Below are 25,955 nucleotides of genomic sequence, written 5' to 3'. Positions count from 1 at the left end.
CGAGGGCGCAGCCGATGCTGGCCTCGATCCTTGCATCCGGTCTCGCGGCGGGCGCGATCTACGCGCTCGTCGGCGTCACCTACAACACGATGTTCTCGACCTCGCGGGTGATGAGTTTCACCGCCGGACAGCTCGCGATGCTGGGCGGCGTGTTCGGCTCGATGTTCACGCTGAAGCTCGGCCTGCCCATTGCCGTCGGCTTCGTGCTGACGCTGCTCTGCTGCGCGGTGATCGGAATCATCACCGAATTCGTCGCGGTGCGGCCGGTGCTCAAGAGCCTCGACCAGCATCTCTACGTACTCTCGACCCTGGCGGTCGCGCTGATGATCCAGCAGATCACCGCGATCAAATGGGGCACCGAGCCGCAGCCGTTCCCGCGCATCGCGGGATTCGGCGAGGGCGTTCTCGATGAGAAGTTCTGGCTGCCGGTCCTCGCCTGCGCTGTCACCATCATCGGCCTCGAATGGCTCTACCGCCGCACCCTGGTCGGCCGCGCGTTTCTCGCCATCGCGGAGGATAATTTTGCGGCGCGGGCGCTCGGCCTGCCCGAGCGCAATCTGCGCGTCGCGAGTTATGCGCTCGCCGGCGTGGTCGGCGGCATCGCCGGATTTTCCGGCGGCCAGTTGCTGCTCGCCTTCTTCGCCAACGGCGCGCTGCTCAACTTCTACGGCTTCGTGCCGGTGGCGCTGGGCGGGCTCGGCAACAACAGAGGCGCGATCATCGGCGGGCTGGCGCTCGGCCTGTTCCAGCAGGCGGCGAACTTCCTGGTCGGCGGCATCTTCTCCTCGGTCGCGGTGTTCACGCTGTTCATCGTGGTGCTGCTCGCCGCGCCGCAAGGGCTGTTCGGCGCCTCGACCGCGCGGAGGGTGTGATGACCACGGTCGCCGCCGCTCCGCCCCGAACCGATAGCGGCGCATGGCGCGCCGCGCTGCCGCACGTCCTGCCGTTCCTCGGCATTCTGGTGGCGGCGGTGCTGCTGCCGTTCGTCAGCAATGATTACTGGGTGCTGATCGGCACCCGCATGGCGATCTACTGGGTGCTGGTGTCGGGCCTCAATCTGGTGGTCGGCTTTGCCGGCCATCTTGCGATCGGCTATGTCGCGCTGCTGACGCTCGGCGCCTACACGACGAGCGTGCTGGTTGCCGGCAACGTGATGCCGGCGATTCCGGTGTTCGTCGCCTTGCCGATCGCCGGCCTGATCGGCGCGATCTTCGGCGTGGTCGTCGGCCTGCCGGCCCTGCGCCTGCGCACCTTCTACTTCGCCATGTCGACGCTCGGCTTTGCGACCATCGTGACCCAGATCGCGCTGGCCTGGCAGAGTGTGACCGGCGGCGGGATCGGCATTGCCGGTCCGGAATTCCCGGCGCCGTTCAACACGCCGTGGGGCTTCTACGCCCTCTGCATCGCCTTCGCCGCATTGACCACCTGGATGAGCGCCAATGTCGCGCGCAGCCGGTTCGGCCGCGCCCTGATCGCGGTGCGCGACGCCGAGGTCGCCGCCGAGGCCAGCGGCATCTCCAAGCCGAAAATGCTGATCGCGATCTTCCTGTTCGCCGGCGCGCTGGCGGCGATCGCCGGCGGATTGTTCGCGACCCTGCAGACCTACATCACGCCCGATGCCTTCACCTTCGATCTGTCTGTGCTGTTCTTCATCGCGATCCTGATCGGCGGCCGCGGCTCGATCCTCGGCCCGATGCTCGGCACCATCATCCTGACCATCCTGCCCGAGATCGCGGCGCCGCTGGCGGCATGGTCGACCTTCCTCTACGCGGTGCTGCTGCTCGTGATCGTGCTGGTGATGCCGGGCGGCATCGCGGCGTTGCTCGATTTCCGCAACCGCCGACCGCTCGCCAGCAACCGCGCCATCATCCCGCGCCCCGCTGCACTCGCCGACATCGTGCGCCGCAGGGACGGCGGCAAGACGCTGCAATTGCGCGGCATCGCGCTGAGCTTCGGCAATGTGAAGGCGATCGACGGTCTCGATCTCGATATCGCGCCCGGCGCCATTCACGGGCTGATCGGACCGAACGGCAGCGGCAAGACCACGACGCTGAACGTGATCTCGGGCTATTATGCCGCCAAAGCCGGCACCATGACGCTTGGCGGCGAAGTCCTGGCCGCGGGCCAGCCGGTCAAGCGCGCCGCGTGCGGCATCGCGCGCACCTTCCAGACGCCGCGCGTGATCGGCGAAGCCTCGGTGCTGGAGAACGTCATGATCGGCGGCTCGATCGAGGGCCGGGCCAATTTCGTCGAGGCGATGCTCGCACTGCCGCGCAACGGCGCCGACGAGCGTCTGCTCGCCGCCAAGGCGCGCGCGCTGCTCGGCGTCGTCGGCCTCGAGGCGCTCGCCGACATACGCGCCGATCGCCTGCAGCACAGCGAGCTGCGCTTCATCGAGATCGCGCGGGCGCTGATGCTCGATCCGGACTTCCTGCTCCTCGACGAGCCCGCCGCGGGTCTCTCCAATGACGAGATCGAGCGGCTCGCCAGCCTGATCAAGGCGGTCTGCGGCCGCGGCACCGGCGTGCTGCTGGTCGAGCACCATGCCGATCTGATCTTCGATATCTGCCACCAGGTCACCGTGCTCAATCTCGGCCGGACGCTGGCGGCGGGAACCCCGGCGGAGATTCGCGTCCACAAGGAGGTCGTCAGTGCCTATCTCGGCGGCTGAACCGTTGCTCGCGGTCAATGCGCTGGAGTCCGGCTACGGCAAGATCCGTGTGCTGCACGGCATCGACGTCACGATTTCCGCCGGCGAGGTCGTGGCGCTGCTCGGGCCGAACGGTGCCGGCAAGACCACGCTGCTGCGCGCGATGTCAGGACTGTTGCCCGTCACTGCCGGGCAGGTTCGGTTCGGCGACCGCGACATGACCAACGCGACGCCGCGCGATGCCGCGCGGGCCGGGCTCGTGCATGTGATCGAGGGACATCGCGTGTTCACGCAGATCTCGGTGACCGACAACTTGCTGCTCGCAGGCTATGACCTGCCGCGCGCCGAGCGCGCCATGCGCATCGAGGAGGCGTTGGCGTTCTTTCCCGAGATCGCCGAGAAGCGGCATGAACGCGGCGGCGCGCTGTCGGGCGGGCAGCAGCAGATGCTGACGGTGGCGCAGGGCCTGGTCCGCCGACCGCGGCTCCTGATGCTCGACGAGCCGTCCGCGGGGCTGTCGCCGGTGCTGGTTGATCGGGTCCTCAACGTCATCGGCCGGCTGCGCGAGCAGGGCACCTCCGTGCTGCTGGTCGAGCAGCTGCTGGAGAAGGCGCTCGCCTGCGCCGATCGCGTCTACGCGCTGGTGCAGGGCGCGATCGCGCTGGAGGCGCCGACCGGAGAGAGCGACCTCGCGCACCGGCTCGAGCGCGCCTATTTCGGTCATGAGAGCCACGCGTTGCAGACCTAGCCAATACAACCTGTGTGCTCGACGCCAACAGCCGCGCAACTTGTGATCGGATACAGCGTCGGCTGCCATTGTGGCGCAATCTGGACGTGCGCCATAAAATGGCACGACAGGTGCAAGCGGCTTTGCTAAGCTTCACAGCGATACCCGATTGTCGATCATTGTCGCGTTGTTTTTAAGACTTGTTGCGGTTGCCTGCGTCTGCAGCTCTCTTCAAGAGGCCTACGATGCAATGTTTGCGTTGCGGTTGTCAGAACAGGGCGACCAATGAGTATTGCGAAGGGTGCGGCGCCTCTCTCGGAACTACGTGTGAAGCTTGCGGCCACCTGAACGGATCGAGCAGCCGCTTTTGCGGAAAGTGCGGCGCTGCGCTGACGACGGCGATTGACGCGACCCAGGCGCAGCCGTCGCACGAGCATGCCCTGAGGAGCCTGCACGCCAAGGGTGGGGAGCGGAAACGCCTCACGATTCTTTTCGCCGATATCAGCAACTCGACGGGCATCATCGATAGCCTCGGAGATCCCGAACTGGGCATGCGGCGTTTGCAGCCGGTGCTCGACCTTATGAACGAGGCGGTTCACCGCTACGGCGGCGTCGTCAACAAGGCCCAGGGCGACGGCGTCATGGCGATGTTCGGCGCCCCGCAGCCTCATGAGGATCACGCCGTTCGGGGCTGTCTCGCGGCGTTGGCGATGCAGGATGATATCAAGCGGCTGCATGACGTCGATCTGCAAATTCGCGTCGGCGTCCACACCGGTGAGGTCGTCTTCCAGGCCATCGAGCACGGCATCTATCAAACCTATGACGCCGCGGGTGCGAACGTGCACCTCGCCAGCCGACTGGAGCAGCTTGCCGAGCCCGGCACCATTCTGGTCTCGAGAGAAACCTACGCTGTCGCGAAACAGTTCGTGGAGGTGGAGTCGCTTGGCGAGCAGGCCATTCGGGGGCTCGCGGCCCCCGTCGAGGTGCTCAGGCTGAGGGGCCTGCAGCATGCGCCGTCGAGCGGTGTATTCCGGACCGGACGACGGTTGAGCCCCTTGACCGGCCGCGCCGACGAGTTTGCCACGCTGACGGCCGAGCTCGAGAACACCCGCAAGGGAGATGGCCGAGTGATCGGCGTCGTGGGCGAAGCCGGCATCGGAAAGAGCCGCCTTTGCTTTGAATTTGCCGAGAGTTGTCGCAGCAAGGGCATCCGCGTCTTTGAGGCGCGTGTGCTCGCGCATGGCCGCGCAACGCCGTTTCAGCCGGTGCTGGCGCTGCTTCGGGATATTTTCGGCCTTCGCATCAAGGAAGAACCGCCGGACGTTTCGCGCCGCCGTGTCTTCGACCGGTTGGCGGCAATGGCGGTCTCCGATCATCTGGCACCCGTGTTGCTGGAATTCCTCGGTCTGGCGGACCCGCACCAGCCCGCGCCGAAACTGGATCCCAAGGCCCGCAAGGCCCAATTGCTCGATTTCGTCGGCGAACTGGTGCGCGCCGCACCTCGTGACAATGTGACGGTCGTCCTGATCGACGATCTGCACTGGATCGATCCGGCGAGCGAGGAGTTCGTCGAGGCACTTGCCGACGCCGTGGTCGGAACCACGACGATGCTCCTGGTCAATTTCAGGGCCGGATTGACCGCGCCGCTGATGCAGCGATCGCATTATCGCCAGATCAACATGGCTCCGCTTGGGCCGGCGGAGGCGCAATCGATCTTGCGCGATCATTTTGGTGCCGACCCGTCGCTGGCGCTGTTGAGCAGGAACATCGTCGAGCGCGCGCACGGCAATCCGTTCTTCCTGGAAGAGCTTATGAGCGCCCTTGTCGAGCGCGGCGACTTCGAGGGCGAGAAGGGCGCGTACCGGCTGAAGGGCGGCATCGACACAATCCCGCTTCCGACGACCGTGCAGGCGGTGGTCGCGGCGCGCATCGATCGCCTCGACGAACACGCGAAAAGGGCCCTCGAGGTCGCGTCGGTTGCCGGTCGCGAGATTTCGCTACCCGTTCTCGATGCGGTTGCCGGACTGGCGAAGCCTGAACTGCTGGAAGCCGTAGGACATTTGCGACGTGCCGAACTGCTCTACGACGTGCCACCCTTTGAGCAGCGGCTGATCGCGTTTCGTCACCCGCTGATCCAGGAAGTCGCCTATCTCTCGCTGTTGCACGAACGGCGCCGCGAGCTTCACGCGGCCGTCGCGCAGGCGATCGAGAAGCTGTTCAAGGATCGCGCCGAGGAACGGGCATCGCTTCTCGCCTACCACTGGGAGCATGCCGGCGAACATTTGAAGGCGGCGCAGCAGCACATGCGCGCGGCGGTCTGGGTCGGCGCGAACGATCCCAGTCAGGCTTTGCGAAGCTGGAAGAAGGTGCGTGAACTCCTGATGCACCAGCCCCCGTCGCAAATGACCGACTATCTGAAGATGATGGCCTGCGGCCAGATCGTGAATTTCGGCTGGCGCGAGGGCATTTCCGCCGCCGATGCGCAGATCTATTTCGAGGAAGCCCGCGGCCTCGCGCTCGCGATGGGGGACCTGCGCGCCAACACGCTGATTCACGCTGCCTACGGCCGGATCTTGGCGAATGGCGGCTCGGCCGACGAGTATGTCCAGCGAGTGCTGGAAGCCAAGGCGCTTGCCGACACCGGCACCGACACCAGCGTCCAGGTCACGCTGAAGGCCATTCTCTGCCACGCGCTCCGGCTCTCGGGCCGGATGTCGGAGGCGCTGCAGATGAACATGGAGGCGGCGGCGCGCGCCTCGGAGATCGTGAAGTCGGACCGGGAGACGCTTGGATTCGACGTCGAGATCTGGCTGACCGCCATGCGCGGGCAGACGCTCGTGATGCTGGGGCGCGGGTCCGAGGCCCGGCCGCTGCTCGATCGCGTGCTGCAACTGGATGGCAGCCAGGTCGATGCCATTCACTACGTCATTCCGAGCCTCGCCTATGTCGACCTCGCCTGGTCCGAAGGCGACGTCGGACTGGCCCAGCACCATGCCGATCGCGCCTTCACGCTCGCGGTCAAAAGCGGCAATCCATATCTGCGCGTCTACGCCCAGGCCAGCCGCGGCCTGTCCCATCTGGTGGCAGGCCGGATCACATCATCGATCGAGGATCTGTCGGCCGCGCTCGACTTCGCGCGAACCCGCAAGGCCGGCCTCGAAAACGAAGCACGGATTCTCGCCGATCTGGCGAACGCTTATCGACTGAAAGGAGATGCGGCGGCGGCGTTGTCCGCCGTCAACGAGGCGATTGCGGTTGCGGTCAGGCGGCACGCGCGCATTCCGGAATGCCTTGCCCGATCGGTTCGCGCCGATCTGCTGTTGCGCTCCGGGCGCGGCGATGAGGTCGAGGAGGGCACGAAGGAGCTGGATCGCGCGACCGCGCTGCTTCACGAGACCGGCGCAATGATCTTCGCGCCGTTTGTCGGTGGCGCGGGAAAGACCGTCAAAGCGAGTCGAAGTTCGAACGAAGCCAATAATACTTGAGTTGCGAGTGAAATTTGTTCTGATCGCATTCGGATGATCCCATGTTGTTCGCGAACGTGACGGGCGAACCGGTCGGCAAAGGAAGCGCCCGCGCTTGCAGGGACGCGCTCATTTGCGACATCCTGGCCGATTTCAGGCGCGCGTTTCCCGATCTGCTTTTCGAGCTCGACGAAGGAAGCGCAACCGTCAATGCTCAGGCCTTCATTCGTGGCAACGACCGCGTCGTGCGGATCTATGGCGGACTGGCTTACCACGCGGCGATGAACGCCGACGGCCTGGTTTTCGCCCTGCTTCACGAGGTCGGACACCATCTGTCGAAAGGCGGCCGGCTCGCCGCCAATTCCGAGCTCGGTTGCGAGTGCGCGGCGGACCGCTGGATTCTCGCCAAGGGCGCGGCCCGGCTGCGCAAGCAGACCCGGCGCACGCTCTCGATTGAGCGCGCGGTATCGAGCATCGAGCAATTGACTGCGCTTGCCGGCTGCGGCCGGAGAGCTCGCAAGCGTGGCCCGAGCGTGTGCTGGGCCGATCATTGGCCAAGGCGCAAACATGTCCTGGTTCGACCGGAGGCCGCGCCGGCAATTCCGCGGTGCTATCTGTCCGAGTTTTTACGACTGAAACAAATTGCACAAAGGGAGACGACAAATGGGTGCTCTACTTCCCGTCGGCAGCGGTCCCGATGCTGAAATCGTGGACCGGCTGAATGAGCTCTTCAGTGGCAAGGATCTGGCTACTCTTCGCAAGCACAACAAAAAAGAAAAGCTGTTTGATCCGAGCCACAGGCTACGGCGCGTGGCGTTCCGCATCGGTGCCTATCCGAGCAAGGATTACGGGAAGGATGACGCCAAGCGGAAATGGTTCTTCTTTCTCCACCATGTGCTGCCTGAGGAGACGCAGGACGCGATCAAGAGGATCCTGGGCGACGCGATGACCCGAACCGCGATCAAGGCCGTGAAGTTCTCGGTCGAGGAAAACAGCGTAGTGACCTATCCGCACCTGTTTCCGAGCAATAACGAGCCGCTCACGGGTTACCTGAATGGCGCCGGCAACGCATATCTGGTCCATTTGGTCGTGCAGGGACCGATGGATGACAGCGCGGAGGATCCGCCTGGCGACAACGATACCGATAGCGGTGAACAGCCGATCGCCTGGCCGAACCTTGAGCTCCGCAGGCCATCCTTCGGGCGGAGCAAATCGGGCGGCGCGAAGGGCGCTGCCAAGAAGAAGGCCGTCAGCAAGAAGAAGGTCGGCAAAAAGGCCGCCAAGCGTCCGCGCAAGCGTTGACGAGGCGATCACGGCGGTTGATTGTGGCGGCAAGGGTCGACGGATGCGTCGGCCCTTCTGTCTCCAGGTCGTCCTGAAATCTGGCTGGCGGCAGCGCCTGCTGCCGGCTGCCCAAAGTCCGCTACGGCACCGGTCCAGCCTGTTCCGTTGCGGATGGAATGCTGCGTCCGATGCGACTTCCCTTTTTCTACGGCTGGATCATCGTCGCGGTGACCTTCGTCACCATGGCGATCGGCGTCAACGCGCGTACGGCGTTCTCGCTGTTCTATCCGCCGATCATCTCAGAATTCGGCTGGGAGCGCGGCATCACGGCGGGCGCGTTCTCGTTCGGCTTTGTCGCCTCGGCGATCGCAAGTCCGCTGATCGGCCGGTTGATGGACCGCGGCGGTCCGCGCGCGGTGATGGAGCTTGGCGTGCTCTTGATGGGCTCGGGCCTGCTGCTGGCGCCGCTGACCACGCAGCCCTGGCACCTCTATCTCACGATCGGCGTGCTGGTCGGCGCTGGCAGCGTCTGCCTCGGCTATTCCGGGCAATCGCTGTTCGTGCCGAACTGGTTCCTCCGCCGTCGCGGACTTGCGATCGGGCTCGCCTTCGCCGGCGTCGGCATCGGCTCGGTGACGCTGCTGCCATGGGTGCAGCACATGATCGAGCACACCGGCTGGCGCACCGCCTGCACCGCAATGGGGATCGTGGTGCTGGTCGTGCTCGCGCCGATCAATCTCTTGCTGCACAAGCGGCCGGAGGACGTCGGCCTGCAGCCGGACGGCGATGCCGCGCCGACGGCGACGTCAGCCAGGCCGGCGTCGAATATCGTCGACCCGGTGTGGGCCGGCACCGACTGGACGCTGCCGCGTGCGCTGCGCACCGCGCGGTTCTGGTGGATTGCGATCGGCTATTTCTGCGGCCTGTACATCTGGTACGCGGTGCAGGTGCACCAGACCAAATTCCTGCTCGACATCGGCTTCAGCTCCAGCGTCAGCGTCTGGGCGCTTGGCGTCGTCAGCCTGCTCGGCATTCCCGGCCAGATCTGGCTCGGGCATCTCTCCGATCGCATCGGCCGGGAATGGGTGTGGGCGATATCCTGCTTCGGCTTCGTGATCTGCTTCGCCGCGCTCGCCGCGCTGAAATACTGGCCCAACATGGCGCTGATCTATCTCATGGTCTTCACCCAGGGCGCGCTTGGTTATGGCCTGACATCGGTGATGGGACCGGTCGTGCTGGAGATATTCCAGGGCAAGCATTACGGCAGCATCTTCGGCACTGTGATGCTGGCTGCGCTCGCCGGCGGCGCTGCGGGCCCCTGGATCACCGGCCAGCTCTATGATCTGTCGGGCAGCTACACCAGCGCCTTCCTGCTCGGGATCGCCGTCAGCCTGCTGTCGGCATTTGCGATCTGGCAGGCCTCGCCCCGCAAGGTCCGCGCGGTCGCCGGACAGATGCACAAGGTCGCAAGCGCGGCCTGACGCGTCAGGCCGACGAAACGCCGATCGCGCGCTGCAGGTCGGTGATCGCGCGCAGGCAGCTGTCGGCGGGGGTGGTTTCCGGATCGATCAGGCGGTGCAGGCGGAAACCATCTTCCAGCGCCAGCACGATCGCTCCGGTCCAGTCCGGATCGAGTCTGCCGTTCCTGCCGCTATTCCTCTGCGCAGTCGTGACGATGTCGGCGATCAGCTTGCGCCGCGCGCGCAAGCGCTTGGCGAGCTCGGGCCGGCGCTTCTCGGCACGGGCCACGAACAGGATCATCTCCATGTGCAGGAGAGGGGAACGGCCGAGCGGATCCTGCCGGCTACGATCCATGGTGCGCAGCGCCTCGAGGAAGTCGGCCAGGTTGCTGTGCCGGGCGAGCAAATCGAGATTGCGCCGGATCGATTGCTCGACGTGATCCTCGAGCATCGCGAAGATCAGCTCGTCCTTGCTCTTGAAGTTCGAGTAGAAGGCGCCGCGGGTGAAGCCCGCCGCGGCCGCGATCGCCTCGATGCTGGCGCCGCCGATGCCCTGTTCCTCGAACACCCGCGCCGCCGCCTCGAACAGCTTCTCGCAGGTGTCGTCCCGTGTCGGTCTGGTTCGAACCCTTGACATCGGCGCATTTTAGGGCAGAATGCAACTCGATACAAGAGTGTATCGAATTGCATTCGAGAACCAGAACAGCCGCATCCGTGATGATGCGGTCTTGAGGATGACACCAGGGCGCGCCAGGCTGCTTGCACCGGCGCAGCGAGCGAACGAGGTCACCATGAACGAGCAAGTTCAGCCGGCGAGCGGCGAGCCGCTTTTCAATCCACTGGCGCCCGAATTCATTCGCAATCCCTATCCGTATTACGAGCGGCTGCGCCGCCTCGATCCGATGCATGTCAATGTGCACGGCGCCTTCGTCGCCAGCCGGCACGCCGAGGCGAGCCTCGTGCTGCGCGACAAGCGGTTCGGCAAGGATTTTGCCGAGCGCTCGATCCGCCGCTACGGTCCGAAGATCATGGAGGAGCCGGTCTTCCGCAGCATGAGCCACTGGATGCTGCAGCAGGATCCGCCCGACCACACCCGCCTGCGCGGCCTTGTGGTCAAGGCCTTCACCGCGCGCCGGGTCGAGGACATGCGTCCGCGCATCCAGCATGTCGTCGACGAGACGCTCGACCGCATCATTCCGCAAGGCAAGATGGACCTGATCGAGGATTTCGCGTTCCGCCTGCCGGTCACGATCATCTGCGACATGCTCGGCATCCCCGAAGAACACCGCGAGGCCTTCTACAACGGTTCGCGCGATGGCGGCCGTATCCTCGAGCCGGTGCCGCTGACACCCGAGGAAATCAAGCAGGGCAATGCCGCCAATGCGATGGCGGCGATGTATTTCCATCAGCTGTTCGAGCTGCGCCGCAAGCAGCCCGGTGACGACCTCACCACCCAACTGGTGCAGGCCGAAGAGGACGGCCAGAAGCTCACCAATGAGGAGCTGACCGGCAACATCATCCTGCTGTTCGGCGCCGGCCACGAGACGACCGTGAACCTGATCGGCAACGGCCTGCTGGCGCTGTTCCGCAACCCGGACCAACTCGCGCTGCTGAAGGCCAATCCCGGCCTGATCACCAATGCGATCGAGGAGTTCCTGCGCTACGATTCCTCGGTGCAACTGACCGGCCGTGTCGCGCTCGAGGACATCGACGACCTCGGTGGCAAGCGCATCCCGAAGGGCGAGAGCGTGCTGTGCCTGCTCGGCTCGGCCAATCACGACGAGGCTGTCTACCCCGATCACCCCGAAAGGCTCGACATCCGGCGGCCGAACGTCAAGCCGCTGTCGTTCGGCGGCGGCATCCATTTCTGCCTCGGCGCCCAGCTCGCGCGGATCGAGGCCGAGATCGCGATCTCGACGCTGCTGCGCCGGATTCCCGACCTGCGGCTCGATGACGCGGAAAATCCGGAGTGGCGGCCGACCTTCGTGCTGCGCGGGTTGAAGCGGCTGCCGGCGAGCTGGTGACGTTCCCGCGCGGCAGCGATCCGCGGCGGGGCCGAGCACACGCACGCTTGAACGGGAAATCCACTATCTGTCCGAAGTCCCAGCAGTAAACCGGCTGTGACTTCGCCGTACTTGTCTCTATATTTGGGGTGCTCCGGCCAAAGGTTGGCAAAGGGTTCAGCATGAGGAGGCTGCCGCGGAGCTGGCTCAAAGGGAGACACCGTGCAGACGACGCTGCTCGGCCTGGCAATTGCCTTCATTCTTGCACTGGTCGCGGCGCTGGTCGGTCCGTATTTCGTTGACTGGAACCAGTTCCGGCCGCAGTTCGAGGCGGAGGCGTCCAAGATCATCGGCGTGCCGGTCCGCGTCGCCGGCAATCTCGACGCGCGTCTGCTGCCGGCACCCTCGCTGCGGTTGAAGACCGTCACCGTCGGCGGCGCCAACGACCGCGGCAAGGTCCGGGCCGCCAATCTCGACGTCGAGTTCAGCCTGAGCTCGCTGATGCGCGGCGAGTGGCGCGCGAACGAGCTCACCATCAACGGCGTGTCGCTCGATCTCGGGCTCGACCCGAAAGGGCGGATCGACTGGTCGCCGTCGAGCGGGAGCTTCAACCTCGCTTCGCTGGCGATCGACCGGCTCAACCTGACCGGCCGCATCGCGCTGCATGATGCCGCGAGCCGCAGCACGCTCGAGCTGAACGACATTGCCTTCAGCGGCGACGTCCGCTCGCTTGCCGGCGCGATCCGCGGCGACGGCAATTTCATGTTCGATGGCAACCGCTACCCGTTTCGGGTGTCCTCGGGACAAAGCGCCGATGGCGGCGGCACCCGCCTGCACTTCAGCATCGATCCCGGGCAGCGTCCGGTGTCGGCCGATCTCGACGGCATCCTGACCTTCGAGGCCCGCGCGCCGCGGTTCGAGGGCACACTGACGCTGGCGGGTGCGCCCGGTCAGCGCGGCGGCGATGCGCCGCCGTGGCGGATCGCGGCCAAGGTGAAATCGGATTATTCGGCGGCGCGGCTCGACCAGATCGACGTGAGCTATGGCGCCGAGGACCGTGCGCTGAAGCTCGCCGGCAATGGCGATCTGCGTTTCGGTGCGTCGCCGCTGCTGCGCGCCTCGCTTACGGCGCGGCAGCTCGACGGCGACAAGTTTGCCGCCAAGGATAGTGCCAAGGACAGCAACAATGGCAACGTCGAGCCGGTCCGCGTGCTGCCGGCCATGCGCGCGGTGTTGTCGGGTCTTCCGCAAAGCCCGATACCGGCGCAGGTCGAGCTCGCGTCCGAGCAGATCATGCTCGGCGGCCGTCCGTTGCAGGACATCTCGGCGGAGCTGCAATCGGATGCGAAATCCTGGACAGTGCGCCGGCTGGAATTTCGCGCGCCGGGATCCACGCGGGTCTCGATGAGCGGTGCCAGCGCGCAAGCCGGAGCCGCGAACAGCTTCAAGACCGCGCTCAACATCGAATCGTCCGATCCCGACGCGCTGATGACCTGGCTGCAGGGGCGCGGCGACGCCACCTATCGCAGCCAGAGGCCGCTGCGTTTGCGCGGCGACGTCATGGTGTCGCCATCAGGCTTTTCGATCGACGCGATGAAGGCGGAGATCGAAAGCGGCACGCTCGAGGGCCGCGTCGCGGTTACCCACCGCGAGGCAACCAGCGGCTCGAAGGTCGAGGCGCAGTTGAAGGCGGATCGGCTCGATCTCGACGCGACCGCGGCATTGATCCGCTCGCTGGCCGGTCCGCAAGGCGAATGGCCCGACGAGGCGCAGCTGTCGCTCGACGTCGGGCGCGCGGTGTCTTCCGGGCAGGAATTGCGGCCGCTGCTGGCGAAGATCGCCTATAGCGCGAAGAGTATCGTGCTCGAGCGCGTCAAGATCGGCCAGCCCGACAATGTCACGCTGGACGGCAGCGGCAATTTCGACCGTGCCAATTCGACCGGCAAGCTTGCCGTCGACGCGACCGCCGCGTCGCTCGGCCGGCTGACCGCTGTGGTTCAGCCGTTCGCGCCGGCGTTGGCCGCGCGGCTTGGCGTGCTCCGCGCGGATGCCGGCCCGGTTCGCGCCCGGTTCGCGCTCGACCTCGGCAAGGGCAAGGCCGCCGATCGCGTCACCGCGCGCGCGACGCTCGATCTCGACACGCCGCAACTCAAGGGCAATACGGTGATCTCGGCGACGCCGCAGGTGGCTGCGATCCGTGCGCTGGATTTCGATGCACTCCGCAGCAACGAGGTTACAGCGGAGATGAAATTCTCGGCCGGCGATGGCAATGCTTTGCTGGCGCTGCTTGGGCTTGACCATGCGGTCGCGGCCGGTGCGGGCGCGACGCAATTCGAAGGTACATTGAGCGGTGCCTGGCGCGCGCCGTTGCGGCTGAAGGCAAGGCTCTGGGGCGCAGGGCTCGACGCGGATGCCGAAGGGACCGCGGAGCCTTGGACAATGGATGGGGCCGGTGCGAGCAAATCGAGCATCAGCCTCCGCGTTCGCAGCGCCGACATCAGTCCGCTGCTCAATCTGAAACCAGCCGATCCGGTCGCAAACATCCGTCTGTCGTCGAAGCTGACGCTCGCGGGCGACAGGCTGAGCTTCGACGATCTCGACAGCATCATCGCCGGTTCACGGCTGCGCGGCCATCTGGCGCTGACGCTCGCCGATCAGAAGAGCGTCGACGGCGAAGTCGGTCTCGATCAGATCACGCTGGCGCCGATTTTCGCGGCTGCGATCGGCGCGGCCGGTCACGATGCGACGGAGCCGCTCGGCCAAGGGCTCACGAGCGCCTGGCGCGGCAAGGTCACGTTCGAAGCGTTGCACGGTCTGCTGCCGGGGGGCGCCGAGCTGCAGCCGGTCCGCGGCACCATCAGGTCGGACGGGCAGTCGCTGACCTTTGACGGCATCAAGGGCAAGATCGGCGGCGGCGAGGCGACTGCCACCATCGATGCGCGACAGGGCGCCAACGGACTGGCGCTCAGCGCCAATGTGCAGCTGTCCGGCATTGACAGTTCGGCCTTGCGCTACCGCAGTCTCGCGATGCCCAAGGGACGCGCCTCGATGCAGATGACATTGTTGACGCAGGGCCGCAGCGCCTCGGCGTTGACCGGCGCGCTGTCCGGCAGCGGCACCGTGACGCTGGAGGGGCTGAGCCTTCCGGGTCTCGATCCGCGCGCCTTCGAGGTTGCGATCCGCGCCAGCGATTCCGGGCAGGCGACCGACGACACGCGGCTGCGGCAGATCGTCGAACCGGCTCTCGCGGGTGGCGCGCTGTCGATTGCTTCGGCGCAAATCCCCTTCAACATCCGCGACGGCCGCCTCCGGGTCGGCGCCACCACGCTTGCGGCGAACGGCGCCAATGCGATCGTATCCGGCGGCTACGACATTCCGGCCGACCAGGCCGACATTCGCGCCGCCCTGGCGTCGACGCAGGTCGGCACGGCCAACAGCCGACCGGAGATCCAGCTGCTTGCCGTGGGTACGCCCGACGGATTGTCGCGCAGCATCGACATTGCAGCGCTGTCGTCGTGGCTTGCGGTGCGCGCGATCGACCGGGAGACCAAGCGGCTCGACGCCATCGAGCGCGGCGAACCGGCGCCGCCGCCGACCCCGACGGCCCTTCCGCATCCGGCCGAGCCGGCGCCGGATACGTCCAACCCAAATTCGACAGGATTGCCTTCCGCCAACTTGCCGGGGCCCGGCCCCGATCCGCGCCGCGTGCCGGCGAAGCCGAAGATCGTTGCGCCGCGGCCGCCGACTGTCCCACCGGTCGCCACCGCGCCCGCCATTGCGCCGCCCGCGTCGGTTGCGAGTCAGCCGCAGCTGGCGCCGCTGCCGCCGCCGATCGAGGTCAAACCGGTGCCCGGCGCAGCCAAGTCAAGGCCGCTGCGACCGCCACTGTCGTTGACGCCGCAGGTCGCCAATCCGCCGCCGCGGCCGGCGATGCAGAACTAAAGCATGATGAGATTAGGTTGAGCTGGAACGGCGTCGAGAGTTCACCTCTCCCCAACGGGGAGAGGTGAACCGAGATCGCGCCAAGCCGATTCAACCAAAACTCATCCCGCTTTAGAAACGGCTCACGATCGGTGCTGGAGAATATTGATCAGCTTGCCGAAGGGATCGCGGACGAAGAAGCGTCGCACACCCCACGGCTCGTCCGCCGGTCCGTATTCGATCGCGATGCGGGCTGCCTTCATTCGGCGCAGGGCCTCGTCGAGATCATCGACCTCGATCGAGAGATCGGGTACCGGCGTGCCGGAGCCGCCTTCGGAAGCGAAGCTGATTTGAGCCTGCATTGTTTCGGATGAGCCGTAAGTCGCAACCCAACCGAAATCCATCAGTGGCTCGAGGCCAAGCAGGTCCCGATAGAACGACTTCGCTGCCGCTGTGTCCGATGCGGCAACGTTCGCGACGATCCGATTGACCTTCATGCTGAAGCCCGCGTCGGAACGACCGTCTGCCGATGGCGACGGTCGGAGAGGCCGTCAGGCCTGCTGACGTGTGTCGACCTGTTGCGGCCTGACATCCGCGGGCACCGCCGGCGTGGCGCGCGAGCGGAAGTAGTCGAGCACGAAGAGCCGGATCGCGGAGGACAGATTGCCCTGCTGACGGTTGTTGTCGATCTCGCCGACCAACTCCGACAGCGTCATGTTCCGCAGACCGGAAATCTCCTTCATGCCATTCCAGAAGGCTTCTTCGAGGCTGACGCTGGTCTTGTGTCCGGCGACGACGATCGAGCGCTTGACGACGGGAGACTTCATGATGCGTCTCCGTTTTCGATGCGGTGCTGATCGAGCGCACGCGCGTTGCGCTCGCCGAGAAATTCGTGACGCGCTCGTTCGGATTTGGTGCGACCGAATAGCGCACGATTGGCTTCGGCCTGCTTCGCTGCTTGTTCGCGCTCACCGCGCTTCTTGAATCGTTTCAGGTTGACCACGTCGCCCATGCTCGTCGTCCTCATCGTCCCCAGAGCGGAATTGGTGATGCATCGTGACGAAAACAAGAGCGACTGCACTACGCGCCCGGCTCGATATTCATCCCGAATCCCCATTTGATGCTCTGATAGCATCAAAGAATCCGTTTCGCTCTGCGAAAACTAGACGTCTGTACCACGCGCCAGCGCAGAGCTCATAGGTAACGCGCCTTAGTCTTTAGGCGTTATGATCCATAATTATATCACGCGCGCTGACCGTAATTATCCGGACAATGCGCGCCTCGCTTTAGCCCGGGTGTGTCATTTTGTCCGGCTGCACGAGGCGATCGAATTCATCCGCGGAAACAAATCCGAGCCGCAAAGCCTCTTCCTTCAGTGTCGTTCCGCGCGCATGCGCCGACTTGGCGACCTTGGCTGCGTTGTCGTAACCGATCTTCGGTGCGAGCGCCGTGACCAGCATCAGCGATCGTTGCATCAGTTCGTTGATGCGCTTTTCGTCGGCGCGTATTCCGACAACGCAATGCTCGGTAAATGAGCGGACAACGTCAGACAGCAACTGAATGGAATTTAACATACAGTATGCCAACACGGGCTTGTACACGTTCAGCTCGAAATGGCCCTGGCTGCCGGCGACGGTGATCGTGGTCTGATTGCCGAACACCTGGCAGCAGACCATGGTCATGGCTTCGCACTGGGTCGGATTGACCTTGCCCGGCATGATCGACGAGCCCGGCTCGTTCTCGGGCAGGATCAACTCGCCGAGGCCCGAGCGCGGGCCCGAGCCGAGCAAGCGGATGTCGTTGGCGATCTTGAACAGGCCGGTCGCCACCGAGTTGATCGCGCCGTGCACCAGCACATAGGCATCGTTGGAAGCCAGCGCCTCGAATTTGTTGGCCGCGCTGGTGAACGGCAGCTTGGTGATCTTGGCGACGTGGCGCGCGAAGGTTTTCGCAAATCGCGGCTTCGAGTTGAGGCCGGTGCCGACCGCGGTGCCGCCCTGCGCGAGCGGAAACAGATCCTTCACCGCGACGCGCAGCCGCGCGATGCCGCTTTCGACCTGCGCGGCGTAGCCGGAGAATTCCTGGCCGAGCGTCAGCGGCGTCGCATCCTGGGTGTGGGTGCGCCCGATCTTGACGATCCTGGCAAAGGCCTTCTCCTTGTTGCGCAACGCGCGATGCAGTTCGGTGAGTGCCGGAATCAGATCGGCGACGATGCGGCTCGCTGCGGCGATATGCATCGCGGTCGGAAACGAGTCGTTCGACGACTGACTCATGTTGACGTGATCGTTCGGATGGATCGGCTTCTTGGCGCCAAGCTCGCCGCCGAGCATCTGGTTGGCGCGGTTGGCGATCACCTCGTTCACGTTCATGTTGCTCTGCGTGCCCGAGCCGGTCTGCCAGACCACCAGCGGGAAGTTGTCGTCGAGCTTGCCTTCGATCACTTCCTTGGCTGCGCGGATGATGGCGCCGGCGCGGCGCGCATCGAGCTGGCCGAGCTCGCGATTGGTCTCCGCGGCCGCAAGCTTCACGATGCCGAGTGCATGGACGATCGCGATCGGCATCCGGTCGTGGCCGATCTTGAAATTCTGCCGCGAGCGTTCGGTCTGCGCGCCCCAATAGCGGTCGGCGGGAACGTCGATCGGACCGAAGCTGTCGGTCTCGCTGCGGGTCTTTGCCTTGGAGGGGATCGTCGATCGAGCCATCATGCTTTCCGTGGATGCTTGCCGTTGCGTCATCAAAACGTGACCCAGCGCGGCAACGCGAAAGCGTCCGCGCGAAGGGCACGTTCATGCAGAAGGTAGGCCGGGATGACGATTTGTCATCCCGATCGCGGCAAGCATCCTACAAGGTCGAGGCGTGATCTGCGCTTAGATTATTTCTTGCGGAAGCGGTCCAGCCGCACGACCTCGGCGCCTTCGCTGGGCTTCGCGGGCTCCTGCTCGGTCTCGGCGCTCGCGGTCTCGGCCGTTGTCTGGACCGCAGGGGCGGGCAGGGGAGAGGCCGGCACCGTGGCGGGAGGGGCTTCTTCGGACAGTGCGTCCGAGACGTCGAAGCGCAAATCGAACGGCGCGGACGGATCGAGGAAGCGCGTCACCGCGGCGAACGGCACGGTCAGCCGCTCGGGAATCCCGCCGAACGACAGGCCGACCTCGAAGCGATCCTCGGTCACCACCAGATCCCAGAACTGGTGCTGCAGGATGATGGTCATCTCCTCCGGATATTGCGCGAGCAGCCGGGGCGACAGCTTCACGCCGTCGCCGTGCGACAGGAAGGTGATGTAGAAATGATGCTCGCCCGGCAAGCCATGTTCGGCGGCGTCGGACAACACCCGGCGCAGCACCCCGCGCAGCGCATCGCGCGCCAGCACGTCATATCGGATGTGATCGGTCGCCATGGTGATCCTGTCGCTTCGAAATGCCCGCCAGGGCGGCGCCGGACCGTCCGACTCGCCCTTCTCCCATGCTACCCCGCCGGGAGCCGGAAATCAGCAGGGCCGGCACTGAAATGCGGGCGGGCCGCCCGATTGGGAAACAAGGGATAAAGTGGAGGCTTCTGTTGCCAGGTGCCTCCGAACCCCGCCTAGCGGAGCTTAACCCGCTAGGACTTTAAGATGGTCTTTCAAACTGCGTTACGCAGCCTGAGCAACCGGAGCAAAGTTGTCGTTGGCAACTATTGCATTGGCCCGATGTCGGCGGAACCATACCGAGAAAAAACACGCCCTTTACGCCCTCGTCGATCCTATTTCGCCCCCGCCGAAAACCACCGCGACGGATGGGTTTTGGTGGAGGCGCCGGGTACCGCCCCCGGGTCCGAATGGTTTATTGCGACGGTCATTTATTTCCATAGCCGGCGAACCGGCACCCCCAATATAGCGGCAAAGTCTTAGAAAAACAGAGCCGATTCAGGCCCTTTCGGCTGTGAAAACCCGCCGATTTGGGGTGGCCAGGCTCTTGACCAGGAATCTTGGCCATGAATCTTGGCCAAGAATCTTGGCGCTGTCCCGGCGCCGTTCTAGGTTTTGTCCATGCCCCCGGATTCTCCGCCGGTTGCCGCCCCGGCGCCGGACGCCTCCGCACCATCTCCGCCCCACCAGCCCGGCCTGCTCGAGCTGTTCCTGGCCTTTGCCAAGATGTCGCTGGCCGGCTTCGGCGGGGTTCTGGTCTGGGCCCGGCGCGCGATCGTCGAGCAGCACCGCTGGATGACCGCGGAGGAGTTCAACGAGACCTTCGCGCTGTGCCATTTCCTGCCAGGTCCGAACATCGTCAACCTGTCGGTCGTATTCGGCTCGCGCTTTCGCGGCATAGCCGGCGGGCTCGCGGCCTTTGCCGGGCTGGTCGGGCCGCCGATGGTGATCGCGACCATCCTTGCCGCGCTCTATGCCCGTTACGGCGACATCGACGTGCTGCGCAGGACGCTCGCCGGCGTCGCCTGCGCCGCGGTCGGGCTGCTGTTCGCCGTCGTCTTCAAGATGATGATGCCGCTCCTGAAGCGGCGCGACGTCACGGGCCTCGTCATTCTGGCTGCGGTTTTCGTCGCGATCGGACTGATCCGGTGGCCGCTCCAGATCGTGCTGCTGGTGGCGATCCCGCTCAGCATCGCGACCACGGTCCTGGCCCGCCGCATGGTGCGGGCATGAGCTCGGACTCCAACCCGATCGCGGCGCTGGTCTGGACCTTCGGCCTGATGTCGCTGTTTGCGGTCGGCGGCGCCAATTCGGCGATTCCCGAAATGCACCGTGCCGCCGTCGACGTGCATCACTGGCTGACCGACAAGCAGTTCGCCGACGTATTCGCGATCTCGCAGCTCTCGCCGGGGCCGAACGTGCTGATCGTGACCTTGATAGGCTACTCTGTCGCAGGCGTCGCCGGGGCGTTGGCCGCGACGGTGGCGATGTGCGGACCGACCGCGCTGCTTGCCTATTATGTGAGCCGTTTCCTCGATCGCTCGCGCGACGCGCGCTGGCCGGCGATGATCCAGGCGGCACTGGTTCCGTTGTCGATCGGTCTGATGGCGGCCTCTGGCCTGATCGTGGCGCAGACCTCAGACCAAAGTTGGATCGCGGTCCTGATCACCATTGTCGCGGCCGCGCTTGCTTTCGCGACGCGGATCAACCCTTTGTGGATGTTGCTGGCCGGAGGCCTCTTGGGTTTCGCTGGCGTTATCTGACGAAAATCGCTAGCAAGGCTTTCGGTCAACGCACCACAAGCCAAGCCATTCAATCAAAACGGGCGGGACAGCCCTGACGGGGGAAGCGAAGTCATGAGCGATACGCCGAGCGAGGCGCCGGTCAAATCGATCTTGCCGAAATGGGTGCGCGGTCCGCAGGACTTTGTCGGCGGGCTCGCCATGATGGCGGTTGCGCTGTTTGCCTTGTGGGCCTCGAGCGATTTGCAGGGCATGCACGGATTTTCGTTCGGCGCCGGAACCGCGCCGCGCATGTTCGCCGTGCTGCTGCTGTTGCTCGGCGGTGGTGTCGCGCTGATGGGAGTTCTGCAGGCCGGCCCGCACATCGCGGCCTATTCCTGGCGCGGCCCGTTGTTCGTATCCGCGGCAATCGTGTTCTTCGCATTGGCGATCCGGCCGCTCGGGCTCGTGGTCTCCGCCTTTGCCGCCTTCATGATCGCGGCGATGGGCTCGCAGGAGACGAAACTGGTCGAGGCCGTCATTGTCGGCGCCTGTCTGACCATCGGCTGCGCCTTGCTTTTCCCCTATGTGCTGGGACTTCCGATGCCGATGTTCCCGCGTTTCCTGATCCAGTGAGGGCGTGATGGAACTGTTCGCCAATCTCGCCCACGGTTTCGCGGTCGCATTCTCGCCGATCAACCTTCTGATGTGCCTGATCGGCGCGCTGGTCGGCACGCTGGTCGGCGTGCTGCCGGGCATCGGCACCATCGCCACCGTGGCCATGCTGCTGCCGATCACCTTCGGCCTGCCGCCGGTCGGTGCGCTGATCATGCTCGCCGGCATCTATTACGGTGCGCAATATGGCGGCTCGACCACCTCGATCCTGGTCAATATTCCCGGCGAGGCGACCTCCGTGGTCACCGCGCTCGACGGCCACCAGATGGCCAAGCAGGGCCGCGCCGGTCCGGCGCTGGCGATCGCCGCGATCGGCTCGTTCTTCGCCGGCTGCGTCGCGACCGTGCTGATCGCCGTGCTCGGCGCGCCGCTGACCAAGCTCGCGCTGGCGTTCGGCCCGGCCGAATATTTCTCGCTGATGGTGCTCGGCCTGATCTTCGCGGTGGTGCTCGCCAAGGGCTCGGTGCTGAAGGCGATCGCGATGATCGTGTTCGGCCTGTTGCTGTCGATGGTCGGTTCCGACATCGAGACCGGCGCCTCGCGCATGGCCTTCAACATCCCCGAGCTCGCCGACGGTCTCGGCTTTGCCACGGTGGCGATGGGCGTGTTCGGCTTCGCGGAGATCATTCGCAACCTCGACCACGGCGCCGAGATGAACCGCAATTTGGTGCAGCAGAAGATCACCGGCCTGATGCCGACCCGGAAGGACATCGCGGATTCCACGCCGGCGATCCTGCGCGGCACCGTGCTCGGCTCGATCCTCGGCATCCTGCCGGGCGGCGGCGCCGTGATCGCCTCGTTCGCGGCCTATACGCTGGAGAAGAAGCTGGCGAAGGATCCGAAGCGGTTCGGCCGCGGCGCGATCGAGGGCGTGGCGGCGCCGGAAAGCGCCAACAACGCCGCGGCGCAGACCTCGTTCATCCCGCTGCTCACGCTCGGCATCCCGCCGAACGCGGTGATGGCGCTGATGGTCGGTGCGATGACCATCCACGGCATCGTGCCGGGTCCGCAGGTGATGCAGAAGCAGCCCGATCTGGTCTGGGGCATGATCGCCTCGATGTGGATCGGCAATCTGATGCTGATCATCATCAACCTGCCGCTGGTGGGCATCTGGGTCCGTCTGCTGCGCGTGCCGTACCGGCTGATGTTCCCCTCGATCGTGGTGTTCTGCGCGATCGGCATCTACTCGGTGAACAACGCGCCGGTCGACGTCGTGCTCGCAGGCGTGTTCGGCCTCGTCGGTTATTGGCTGATCAAGCATGATTTCGAGCCGGCACCGCTGCTGCTTGGCATGGTGCTGGGCCCGCTGATGGAGGAGAACCTGCGTCGCGCGCTGTTGATCTCGCGCGGCGACTGGAGCGTGTTCGTCTCGCGGCCGCTGTCGGCGGTGCTGCTGGCGATCGCGGCCGGTCTGCTGGTGCTTGCCGTGCTGCCGACCTTGCGTGCCAAGCGCGACGAAGTGTTCGTGGAGTCCGAGGGCTAGCGCATGATCCGGAAAAGTGTGGAGCGGTTTTCCGGATAGATCATGCGCAAACAGGGTGCGCCGGCCCTGCGTCGGCGCGCCGCAGGCGGAAGTCGAATCGACACTCGATGTCGCCCCGTGAAATGAAAATGCCGGCCGATTTGGCCGGCATTTTTATTGGTCAAACGTTCCGGGAGGAATTGAGATGATGTCCATTCGCTCGCTTGCGGGCGCATGCCTTTCGGCATTTGTAGCGCTCGGCGCATTCGCCGTGCCGGCGTCCGCGCAAAATTATCCGACCCGCACCATCACCATGATCGTGCCGTTCGCAGCCGGCGGTCCGACCGACGTCATCTCGCGCATCGTCACCGCGCACATGGCGCAGACGCTGGGACAGAGCATCGTGATCGAGAACGTGGTCGGCGCCGGCGGCACCACCGCGACGACGCGCGCCGCACGCGCCGCCAATGACGGCTATACGCTGATCACAGGGCATATGGGCACGCACGCCGCCTCCGTGCCGCTCTATCCGAAGCTGGCCTATCACCCGGAAAAGGATTTCGAGCCCGTCGCGCTGCTCGCCGGCACGCCGATCCTGATCCTTGCCCGCAAGGACTTTCCGCCGAAGGATCTCAAGGAATTCGTCACCTACGTGAAGGCCAATGCCGAGAAGGTCAACGCCGCGCATGCCGGCATCGGCTCGGTCTCGCACGCCTCCTGCGAGCTCCTGAACTCGATCCTCGGCATCAAGCCGGTCGGCGTGCCCTTCAACGGCACCGGCCCGGCCATGAATGCGCTGGTCGCCGGCCAGGTCGACTACATGTGCGACCAGATCGTCAACGCGGTGCCGCAGATCAACGCCGGCACCATCAAGGCCTATGCGGTCGCCACCCCCGAGCGCAACCCGTCGCTGCCCAATGTGCCGACCACGACGGAAGCCGGCTTGCCGGCGTTCCAGGCCCAGGCCTGGAACGCGATTTTCGCGCCGAAGGGAACTTCGCCCGCCATCATCGCCACGCTGAATGCCGCGGCCGTCAAGGCGCTCGACGACGAGAATGTCCGCAAGCGCCTGCTCGAGCTCGGCAGCGTGATCCCGGCGCCGGCCAACCGCACGCCGGAGGCGCTCGCGACCCTCGTCAAGAACGAGATCGCGAAGTGGACGCCGGTGCTCAAGCCGGCAACTTAATCCAGCACGATCAAGTGGATAGCACAGGGGCGGGACGCGAGTTCCGCCCCTTGTCGTTTGGCGCGGAGTGCTCACTTTTCAGGGTATAATTAGTATGTTCAGCCGAATCAGCGTGCCGACCGGCGGCCTTGGCCGCTACATTGGCCGTTCTCTCGAAAGCCCGAAACAGACGCCATGAACCAGTATCACGACCTGCTCGAACGCATCCTCGCCGACGGCGCCGAGAAGCACGACCGCACCGGCACCGGGACGCTGTCGATCTTCGGCCATCAGATGCGCTTCAACCTCGCGGCCGGCTTCCCGATGCTGACCACCAAGCGGCTGCCGCTGAAGGCGATCGTGCACGAGCTGCTCTGGTTCCTCGCCGGCGACACCAACATCAAATATCTCAACGACAACGGCGTCACGATCTGGGATGAATGGGCCGACGCCAACGGCGACCTCGGTCCGGTGTACGGCTCGCAATGGCGGTCCTGGCCCGCGCCGGATGGCCGCAGCATCGACCAGATCGCTGGCGTGGTCGAGATGATCAAGCGCAATCCGGACTCGCGGCGGCTGATCGTCAGCGCCTGGAATCCGGCCGAGGTCGACAAGATGGCGCTGCCGCCGTGCCATTGCCTGTTCCAGTTCTATGTCGCGAACGGCAAATTGTCCTGTCAGCTCTATCAGCGCTCGGGCGACGTCTTCCTCGGCGTGCCCTTCAACATTGCCTCCTATGCGCTGCTCACCATGATGGTCGCGCAGGTGACCGGGCTCAAGCCCGGCGATTTCGTGCACTCGCTCGGCGACGCGCACCTTTACTCGAACCATCTCGAGCAGGCGCGCCTGCAACTGACGCGGCCGACGCGGCCGCTGCCGACGATGGCGATCAATCCGGACGTGAAGGATATCTTCGCGTTCCGCTACGAGGACTTCAAACTCGAAGGTTACGACCCGCATCCGCACATCAAGGCCGAAGTCGCGGTATGAGTTGCGGTCCGAGGGATTGAATGTCGCTGACGATCCGCCGCGCGCGGCCCGATGAGGCCGGACTGGTGTTCTCGCTGGTCCGCGAACTCGCCGAATACGAAAAGCTTCTGCATGAGGTGCACGCCAGCGAGGCCGATATCGCCGACGCGCTGTTCGGCGCCAATCCGCGGCTTTATTGCGATATCGCGGAATGGAACGGCGAACCTGCCGGCTTCGCGGTCTGGTTCGTCAACTTCTCGACCTTCGCCGGCCGTCACGGCATCTATCTCGAAGACCTCTTCGTGCGCCCGGCGCTGCGCGGCAAGGGCATCGGCAAGGCGCTGCTGGTGCATCTGGCGAAGCAATGCCTCGCCAATGGCTGGTCGCGCCTGCAATGGGCGGTGCTCGACTGGAACGCGCCGTCGATCGCGTTCTACAAGTCGCTCGGCGCCGAGCTGATGGACGAATGGACGATGTGCCGCGTCTCCGGCGAGGCGCTGTCGATGCTCGCGGAAGGGACGCGCTGATGGAGATCGTGCTCGTCGTGGCGGTCGCCGAGAACGGCGTGATCGGAAGCGACAACGCCATTCCGTGGCGGCTGAAATCCGACCAGCAGCGCTTCAAGGCGATTACGTTGAACAAGCCCGTCGTGATGGGGCGCAAGACCTTCGAATCCCTGCGCAGGCCGCTGCCGGGCCGCACCAACATCGTGGTGACGCGCGATGCCAACTATCGCGCGCGCGGCGCCGTCGTCACGACGTCGTTTGAAAACGCCCGCGCCATTGCGCTTGGCGATGCGCTGCGGCGTTTCGCCACTGAGATTGCCGTCATCGGCGGCGCTGAAATCTACGCGCAATGGATGGGCATCGCCGATCGCCTTGAGATTACCGAGGTCCATGCCCGGCCGGACGGCGACACGCGGTTCGACAAAATCGATGCGCAGCAGTGGGACGAGGTGGCGCGCGTGCGAAATCCGGCAGGTCCGGACGACAGTGCCGACTTCTCCTATGTGACATATCGTCGGCGCGGCCGGGGTTAACCAATGTTTGCA

At 65.1% G+C, this 25,955-nt stretch carries 23 protein-coding genes and 1 other RNA gene; 17 read left to right on the top strand and 7 right to left on the bottom strand.

The genetic code is table 11. The features are described from left to right. Positions 1-14 precede the first annotated feature (14 nt). The 7 genes from E2I15_RS20050 (at position 15) to E2I15_RS20020 (ending at position 9,606) form a co-directional block, all read left to right on the top strand. Positions 15-872, top strand: coding sequence for a branched-chain amino acid ABC transporter permease (locus E2I15_RS20050; protein WP_018273004.1), 858 nt, complete (start codon positions 15-17; stop codon positions 870-872). Then, positions 872-2,671 carry a branched-chain amino acid ABC transporter ATP-binding protein/permease gene (locus E2I15_RS20045; protein ID WP_137478792.1) on the top strand — a complete coding sequence of 600 codons (1,800 nt, stop codon included), beginning with the start codon at positions 872-874 and terminating at the stop codon, positions 2,669-2,671. Before E2I15_RS20050 ends, E2I15_RS20045 begins: the two co-directional genes overlap by 1 nt. Continuing rightward, entirely contained in the window at positions 2,652-3,398 is a 747-nt protein-coding gene (locus E2I15_RS20040) for an ABC transporter ATP-binding protein (protein ID WP_137478791.1), read from the top strand. The genes E2I15_RS20045 and E2I15_RS20040 overlap by 20 nt, the downstream gene beginning before the upstream one ends. Before the next feature lie 224 nt (positions 3,399-3,622). Further along, positions 3,623-6,862: an AAA family ATPase gene (locus E2I15_RS20035; protein WP_137478790.1), complete on the top strand. Its 3,240-nt coding sequence runs from the start codon at positions 3,623-3,625 to the stop codon at positions 6,860-6,862. A gap of 41 nt (positions 6,863-6,903) precedes the next feature. Beyond that, on the top strand, positions 6,904-7,545 hold the full coding sequence (locus E2I15_RS20030) for a hypothetical protein (protein WP_137478789.1): 642 nt from the start codon (positions 6,904-6,906) through the stop codon (positions 7,543-7,545). Then, a complete protein-coding gene (locus E2I15_RS20025) occupies positions 7,505-8,143 on the top strand; it encodes a hypothetical protein (protein WP_137478788.1) in 639 nt (212 codons plus the stop codon). The genes E2I15_RS20030 and E2I15_RS20025 overlap by 41 nt, the downstream gene beginning before the upstream one ends. A gap of 170 nt (positions 8,144-8,313) precedes the next feature. Continuing rightward, positions 8,314-9,606, top strand: a complete 1,293-nt coding sequence (locus E2I15_RS20020) for an MFS transporter (protein WP_137478787.1) — start codon at positions 8,314-8,316, stop codon at positions 9,604-9,606. Positions 9,607-9,610: 4 nt separating this feature from the next. Here the strand turns inward: E2I15_RS20020 and E2I15_RS20015 are convergent, their stop codons facing one another. Then, positions 9,611-10,222, bottom strand: a complete 612-nt coding sequence (locus E2I15_RS20015) for a TetR/AcrR family transcriptional regulator (RefSeq protein WP_137478786.1) — start codon at positions 10,220-10,222, stop codon at positions 9,611-9,613. Between the two features lie 154 nt (positions 10,223-10,376). On the opposite strand from E2I15_RS20015, the gene E2I15_RS20010 reads away from it, so the two are divergent. Then, positions 10,377-11,609, top strand: coding sequence for a cytochrome P450 (locus E2I15_RS20010; RefSeq protein WP_028332498.1), 1,233 nt, complete (start codon positions 10,377-10,379; stop codon positions 11,607-11,609). Between the two features lie 201 nt (positions 11,610-11,810). After that, the gene (locus tag E2I15_RS20005) at positions 11,811-15,530 is read left to right on the top strand and encodes an AsmA family protein (RefSeq protein WP_137478785.1); all 3,720 of its coding nucleotides are present in this window, start codon (positions 11,811-11,813) and stop codon (positions 15,528-15,530) included. Positions 15,531-15,652: 122 nt separating this feature from the next. Here the strand turns inward: E2I15_RS20005 and E2I15_RS20000 are convergent, their stop codons facing one another. From E2I15_RS20000 to ssrA, 6 genes are all read right to left on the bottom strand, one after another. Further along, positions 15,653-16,006 carry a VOC family protein gene (locus E2I15_RS20000; RefSeq protein ID WP_137478784.1) on the bottom strand — a complete coding sequence of 118 codons (354 nt, stop codon included), beginning with the start codon at positions 16,004-16,006 and terminating at the stop codon, positions 15,653-15,655. A gap of 54 nt (positions 16,007-16,060) precedes the next feature. Beyond that, positions 16,061-16,336 (bottom strand): ribbon-helix-helix domain-containing protein, encoded by a 276-nt coding sequence (locus tag E2I15_RS19995; RefSeq protein ID WP_016841077.1) that lies wholly within the window; start codon positions 16,334-16,336, stop codon positions 16,061-16,063. Beyond that, on the bottom strand, positions 16,333-16,521 hold the full coding sequence (locus tag E2I15_RS19990; RefSeq protein WP_137478783.1) for a DUF4169 family protein: 189 nt from the start codon (positions 16,519-16,521) through the stop codon (positions 16,333-16,335). Before E2I15_RS19990 ends, E2I15_RS19995 begins: the two co-directional genes overlap by 4 nt. A 274-nt stretch (positions 16,522-16,795) precedes the next feature. Continuing rightward, a complete protein-coding gene (gene fumC / locus E2I15_RS19985; RefSeq protein ID WP_170991495.1) occupies positions 16,796-18,214 on the bottom strand; it encodes a class II fumarate hydratase in 1,419 nt (472 codons plus the stop codon). A 167-nt stretch (positions 18,215-18,381) separates the two neighbouring features. Then, positions 18,382-18,903, bottom strand: coding sequence for an SspB family protein (locus tag E2I15_RS19980; RefSeq protein ID WP_137478781.1), 522 nt, complete (start codon positions 18,901-18,903; stop codon positions 18,382-18,384). 147 nt (positions 18,904-19,050) lie between these two features. Beyond that, positions 19,051-19,406, bottom strand: a transfer-messenger RNA (tmRNA) gene (gene ssrA / locus E2I15_RS19975). 127 nt (positions 19,407-19,533) lie between these two features. On the opposite strand from ssrA, the gene E2I15_RS19970 reads away from it, so the two are divergent. From E2I15_RS19970 to E2I15_RS19935, 8 genes are all read left to right on the top strand, one after another. Next, a complete protein-coding gene (locus E2I15_RS19970) occupies positions 19,534-20,145 on the top strand; it encodes a chromate transporter (protein WP_057015036.1) in 612 nt (203 codons plus the stop codon). After that, complete coding sequence (locus E2I15_RS19965; RefSeq protein ID WP_137478780.1) at positions 20,142-20,675, top strand: chromate transporter; 534 nt, start codon at positions 20,142-20,144, stop codon at positions 20,673-20,675. The genes E2I15_RS19970 and E2I15_RS19965 overlap by 4 nt, the downstream gene beginning before the upstream one ends. A gap of 93 nt (positions 20,676-20,768) precedes the next feature. Then, a complete protein-coding gene (locus E2I15_RS19960; RefSeq protein WP_137478779.1) occupies positions 20,769-21,269 on the top strand; it encodes a tripartite tricarboxylate transporter TctB family protein in 501 nt (166 codons plus the stop codon). Positions 21,270-21,276: 7 nt separating this feature from the next. Continuing rightward, entirely contained in the window at positions 21,277-22,791 is a 1,515-nt protein-coding gene (locus E2I15_RS19955; protein ID WP_018272999.1) for a tripartite tricarboxylate transporter permease, read from the top strand. Positions 22,792-22,975: 184 nt separating this feature from the next. Further along, a complete protein-coding gene (locus tag E2I15_RS19950; protein WP_137478778.1) occupies positions 22,976-23,956 on the top strand; it encodes a tripartite tricarboxylate transporter substrate binding protein BugD in 981 nt (326 codons plus the stop codon). 174 nt (positions 23,957-24,130) lie between these two features. Further along, positions 24,131-24,925 carry a thymidylate synthase gene (locus E2I15_RS19945; RefSeq protein ID WP_028332488.1) on the top strand — a complete coding sequence of 265 codons (795 nt, stop codon included), beginning with the start codon at positions 24,131-24,133 and terminating at the stop codon, positions 24,923-24,925. Between the two features lie 20 nt (positions 24,926-24,945). Next, positions 24,946-25,431 carry a GNAT family N-acetyltransferase gene (locus E2I15_RS19940; protein ID WP_137478777.1) on the top strand — a complete coding sequence of 162 codons (486 nt, stop codon included), beginning with the start codon at positions 24,946-24,948 and terminating at the stop codon, positions 25,429-25,431. After that, a complete protein-coding gene (locus E2I15_RS19935) occupies positions 25,431-25,943 on the top strand; it encodes a dihydrofolate reductase (protein WP_137478776.1) in 513 nt (170 codons plus the stop codon). The genes E2I15_RS19940 and E2I15_RS19935 overlap by 1 nt, the downstream gene beginning before the upstream one ends. The last annotated feature ends 12 nt before the right edge of the window (positions 25,944-25,955 follow it).

The sequence above is a fragment of the Bradyrhizobium sp. BR2003 genome, from assembly GCF_009720285.1.
In the GTDB taxonomy this organism is placed as follows: domain Bacteria; phylum Pseudomonadota; class Alphaproteobacteria; order Rhizobiales; family Xanthobacteraceae; genus Bradyrhizobium; species Bradyrhizobium elkanii.
Note: the sequence above shows the minus strand (reverse complement) of the source record. Positions and strands in the feature narration are given on the sequence as shown.

What these genes read in the sequence shown, in the direction of transcription:
- E2I15_RS20050 (WP_018273004.1), top strand. Translation starts at nt 15, where the DNA reads ATGCTGGCCTCGATCCTTGCATCCGGTCTCGCGGCGGGCGCGATCTAC.
- E2I15_RS20045 (WP_137478792.1), top strand. Translation starts at nt 872, where the DNA reads ATGACCACGGTCGCCGCCGCTCCGCCCCGAACCGATAGCGGCGCATGG.
- E2I15_RS20035 (WP_137478790.1), top strand. Translation starts at nt 3,623, where the DNA reads ATGCAATGTTTGCGTTGCGGTTGTCAGAACAGGGCGACCAATGAGTAT.
- E2I15_RS20030 (WP_137478789.1), top strand. Translation starts at nt 6,904, where the DNA reads ATGTTGTTCGCGAACGTGACGGGCGAACCGGTCGGCAAAGGAAGCGCC.
- E2I15_RS20025 (WP_137478788.1), top strand. Translation starts at nt 7,505, where the DNA reads ATGGGTGCTCTACTTCCCGTCGGCAGCGGTCCCGATGCTGAAATCGTG.
- E2I15_RS20020 (WP_137478787.1), top strand. Translation starts at nt 8,314, where the DNA reads ATGCGACTTCCCTTTTTCTACGGCTGGATCATCGTCGCGGTGACCTTC.
- E2I15_RS20015 (WP_137478786.1), bottom strand. Translation starts at nt 10,222, where the DNA reads ATGTCAAGGGTTCGAACCAGACCGACACGGGACGACACCTGCGAGAAG.
- E2I15_RS20010 (WP_028332498.1), top strand. Translation starts at nt 10,377, where the DNA reads ATGAACGAGCAAGTTCAGCCGGCGAGCGGCGAGCCGCTTTTCAATCCA.
- E2I15_RS20000 (WP_137478784.1), bottom strand. Translation starts at nt 16,006, where the DNA reads ATGAAGGTCAATCGGATCGTCGCGAACGTTGCCGCATCGGACACAGCG.
- E2I15_RS19995 (WP_016841077.1), bottom strand. Translation starts at nt 16,336, where the DNA reads ATGAAGTCTCCCGTCGTCAAGCGCTCGATCGTCGTCGCCGGACACAAG.
- E2I15_RS19990 (WP_137478783.1), bottom strand. Translation starts at nt 16,521, where the DNA reads ATGGGCGACGTGGTCAACCTGAAACGATTCAAGAAGCGCGGTGAGCGC.
- fumC (WP_170991495.1), bottom strand. Translation starts at nt 18,214, where the DNA reads ATGATGGCTCGATCGACGATCCCCTCCAAGGCAAAGACCCGCAGCGAG.
- E2I15_RS19980 (WP_137478781.1), bottom strand. Translation starts at nt 18,903, where the DNA reads ATGGCGACCGATCACATCCGATATGACGTGCTGGCGCGCGATGCGCTG.
- E2I15_RS19970 (WP_057015036.1), top strand. Translation starts at nt 19,534, where the DNA reads ATGCCCCCGGATTCTCCGCCGGTTGCCGCCCCGGCGCCGGACGCCTCC.
- E2I15_RS19965 (WP_137478780.1), top strand. Translation starts at nt 20,142, where the DNA reads ATGAGCTCGGACTCCAACCCGATCGCGGCGCTGGTCTGGACCTTCGGC.
- E2I15_RS19960 (WP_137478779.1), top strand. Translation starts at nt 20,769, where the DNA reads ATGAGCGATACGCCGAGCGAGGCGCCGGTCAAATCGATCTTGCCGAAA.
- E2I15_RS19955 (WP_018272999.1), top strand. Translation starts at nt 21,277, where the DNA reads ATGGAACTGTTCGCCAATCTCGCCCACGGTTTCGCGGTCGCATTCTCG.
- E2I15_RS19950 (WP_137478778.1), top strand. Translation starts at nt 22,976, where the DNA reads ATGATGTCCATTCGCTCGCTTGCGGGCGCATGCCTTTCGGCATTTGTA.
- E2I15_RS19945 (WP_028332488.1), top strand. Translation starts at nt 24,131, where the DNA reads ATGAACCAGTATCACGACCTGCTCGAACGCATCCTCGCCGACGGCGCC.
- E2I15_RS19940 (WP_137478777.1), top strand. Translation starts at nt 24,946, where the DNA reads ATGTCGCTGACGATCCGCCGCGCGCGGCCCGATGAGGCCGGACTGGTG.
- E2I15_RS19935 (WP_137478776.1), top strand. Translation starts at nt 25,431, where the DNA reads ATGGAGATCGTGCTCGTCGTGGCGGTCGCCGAGAACGGCGTGATCGGA.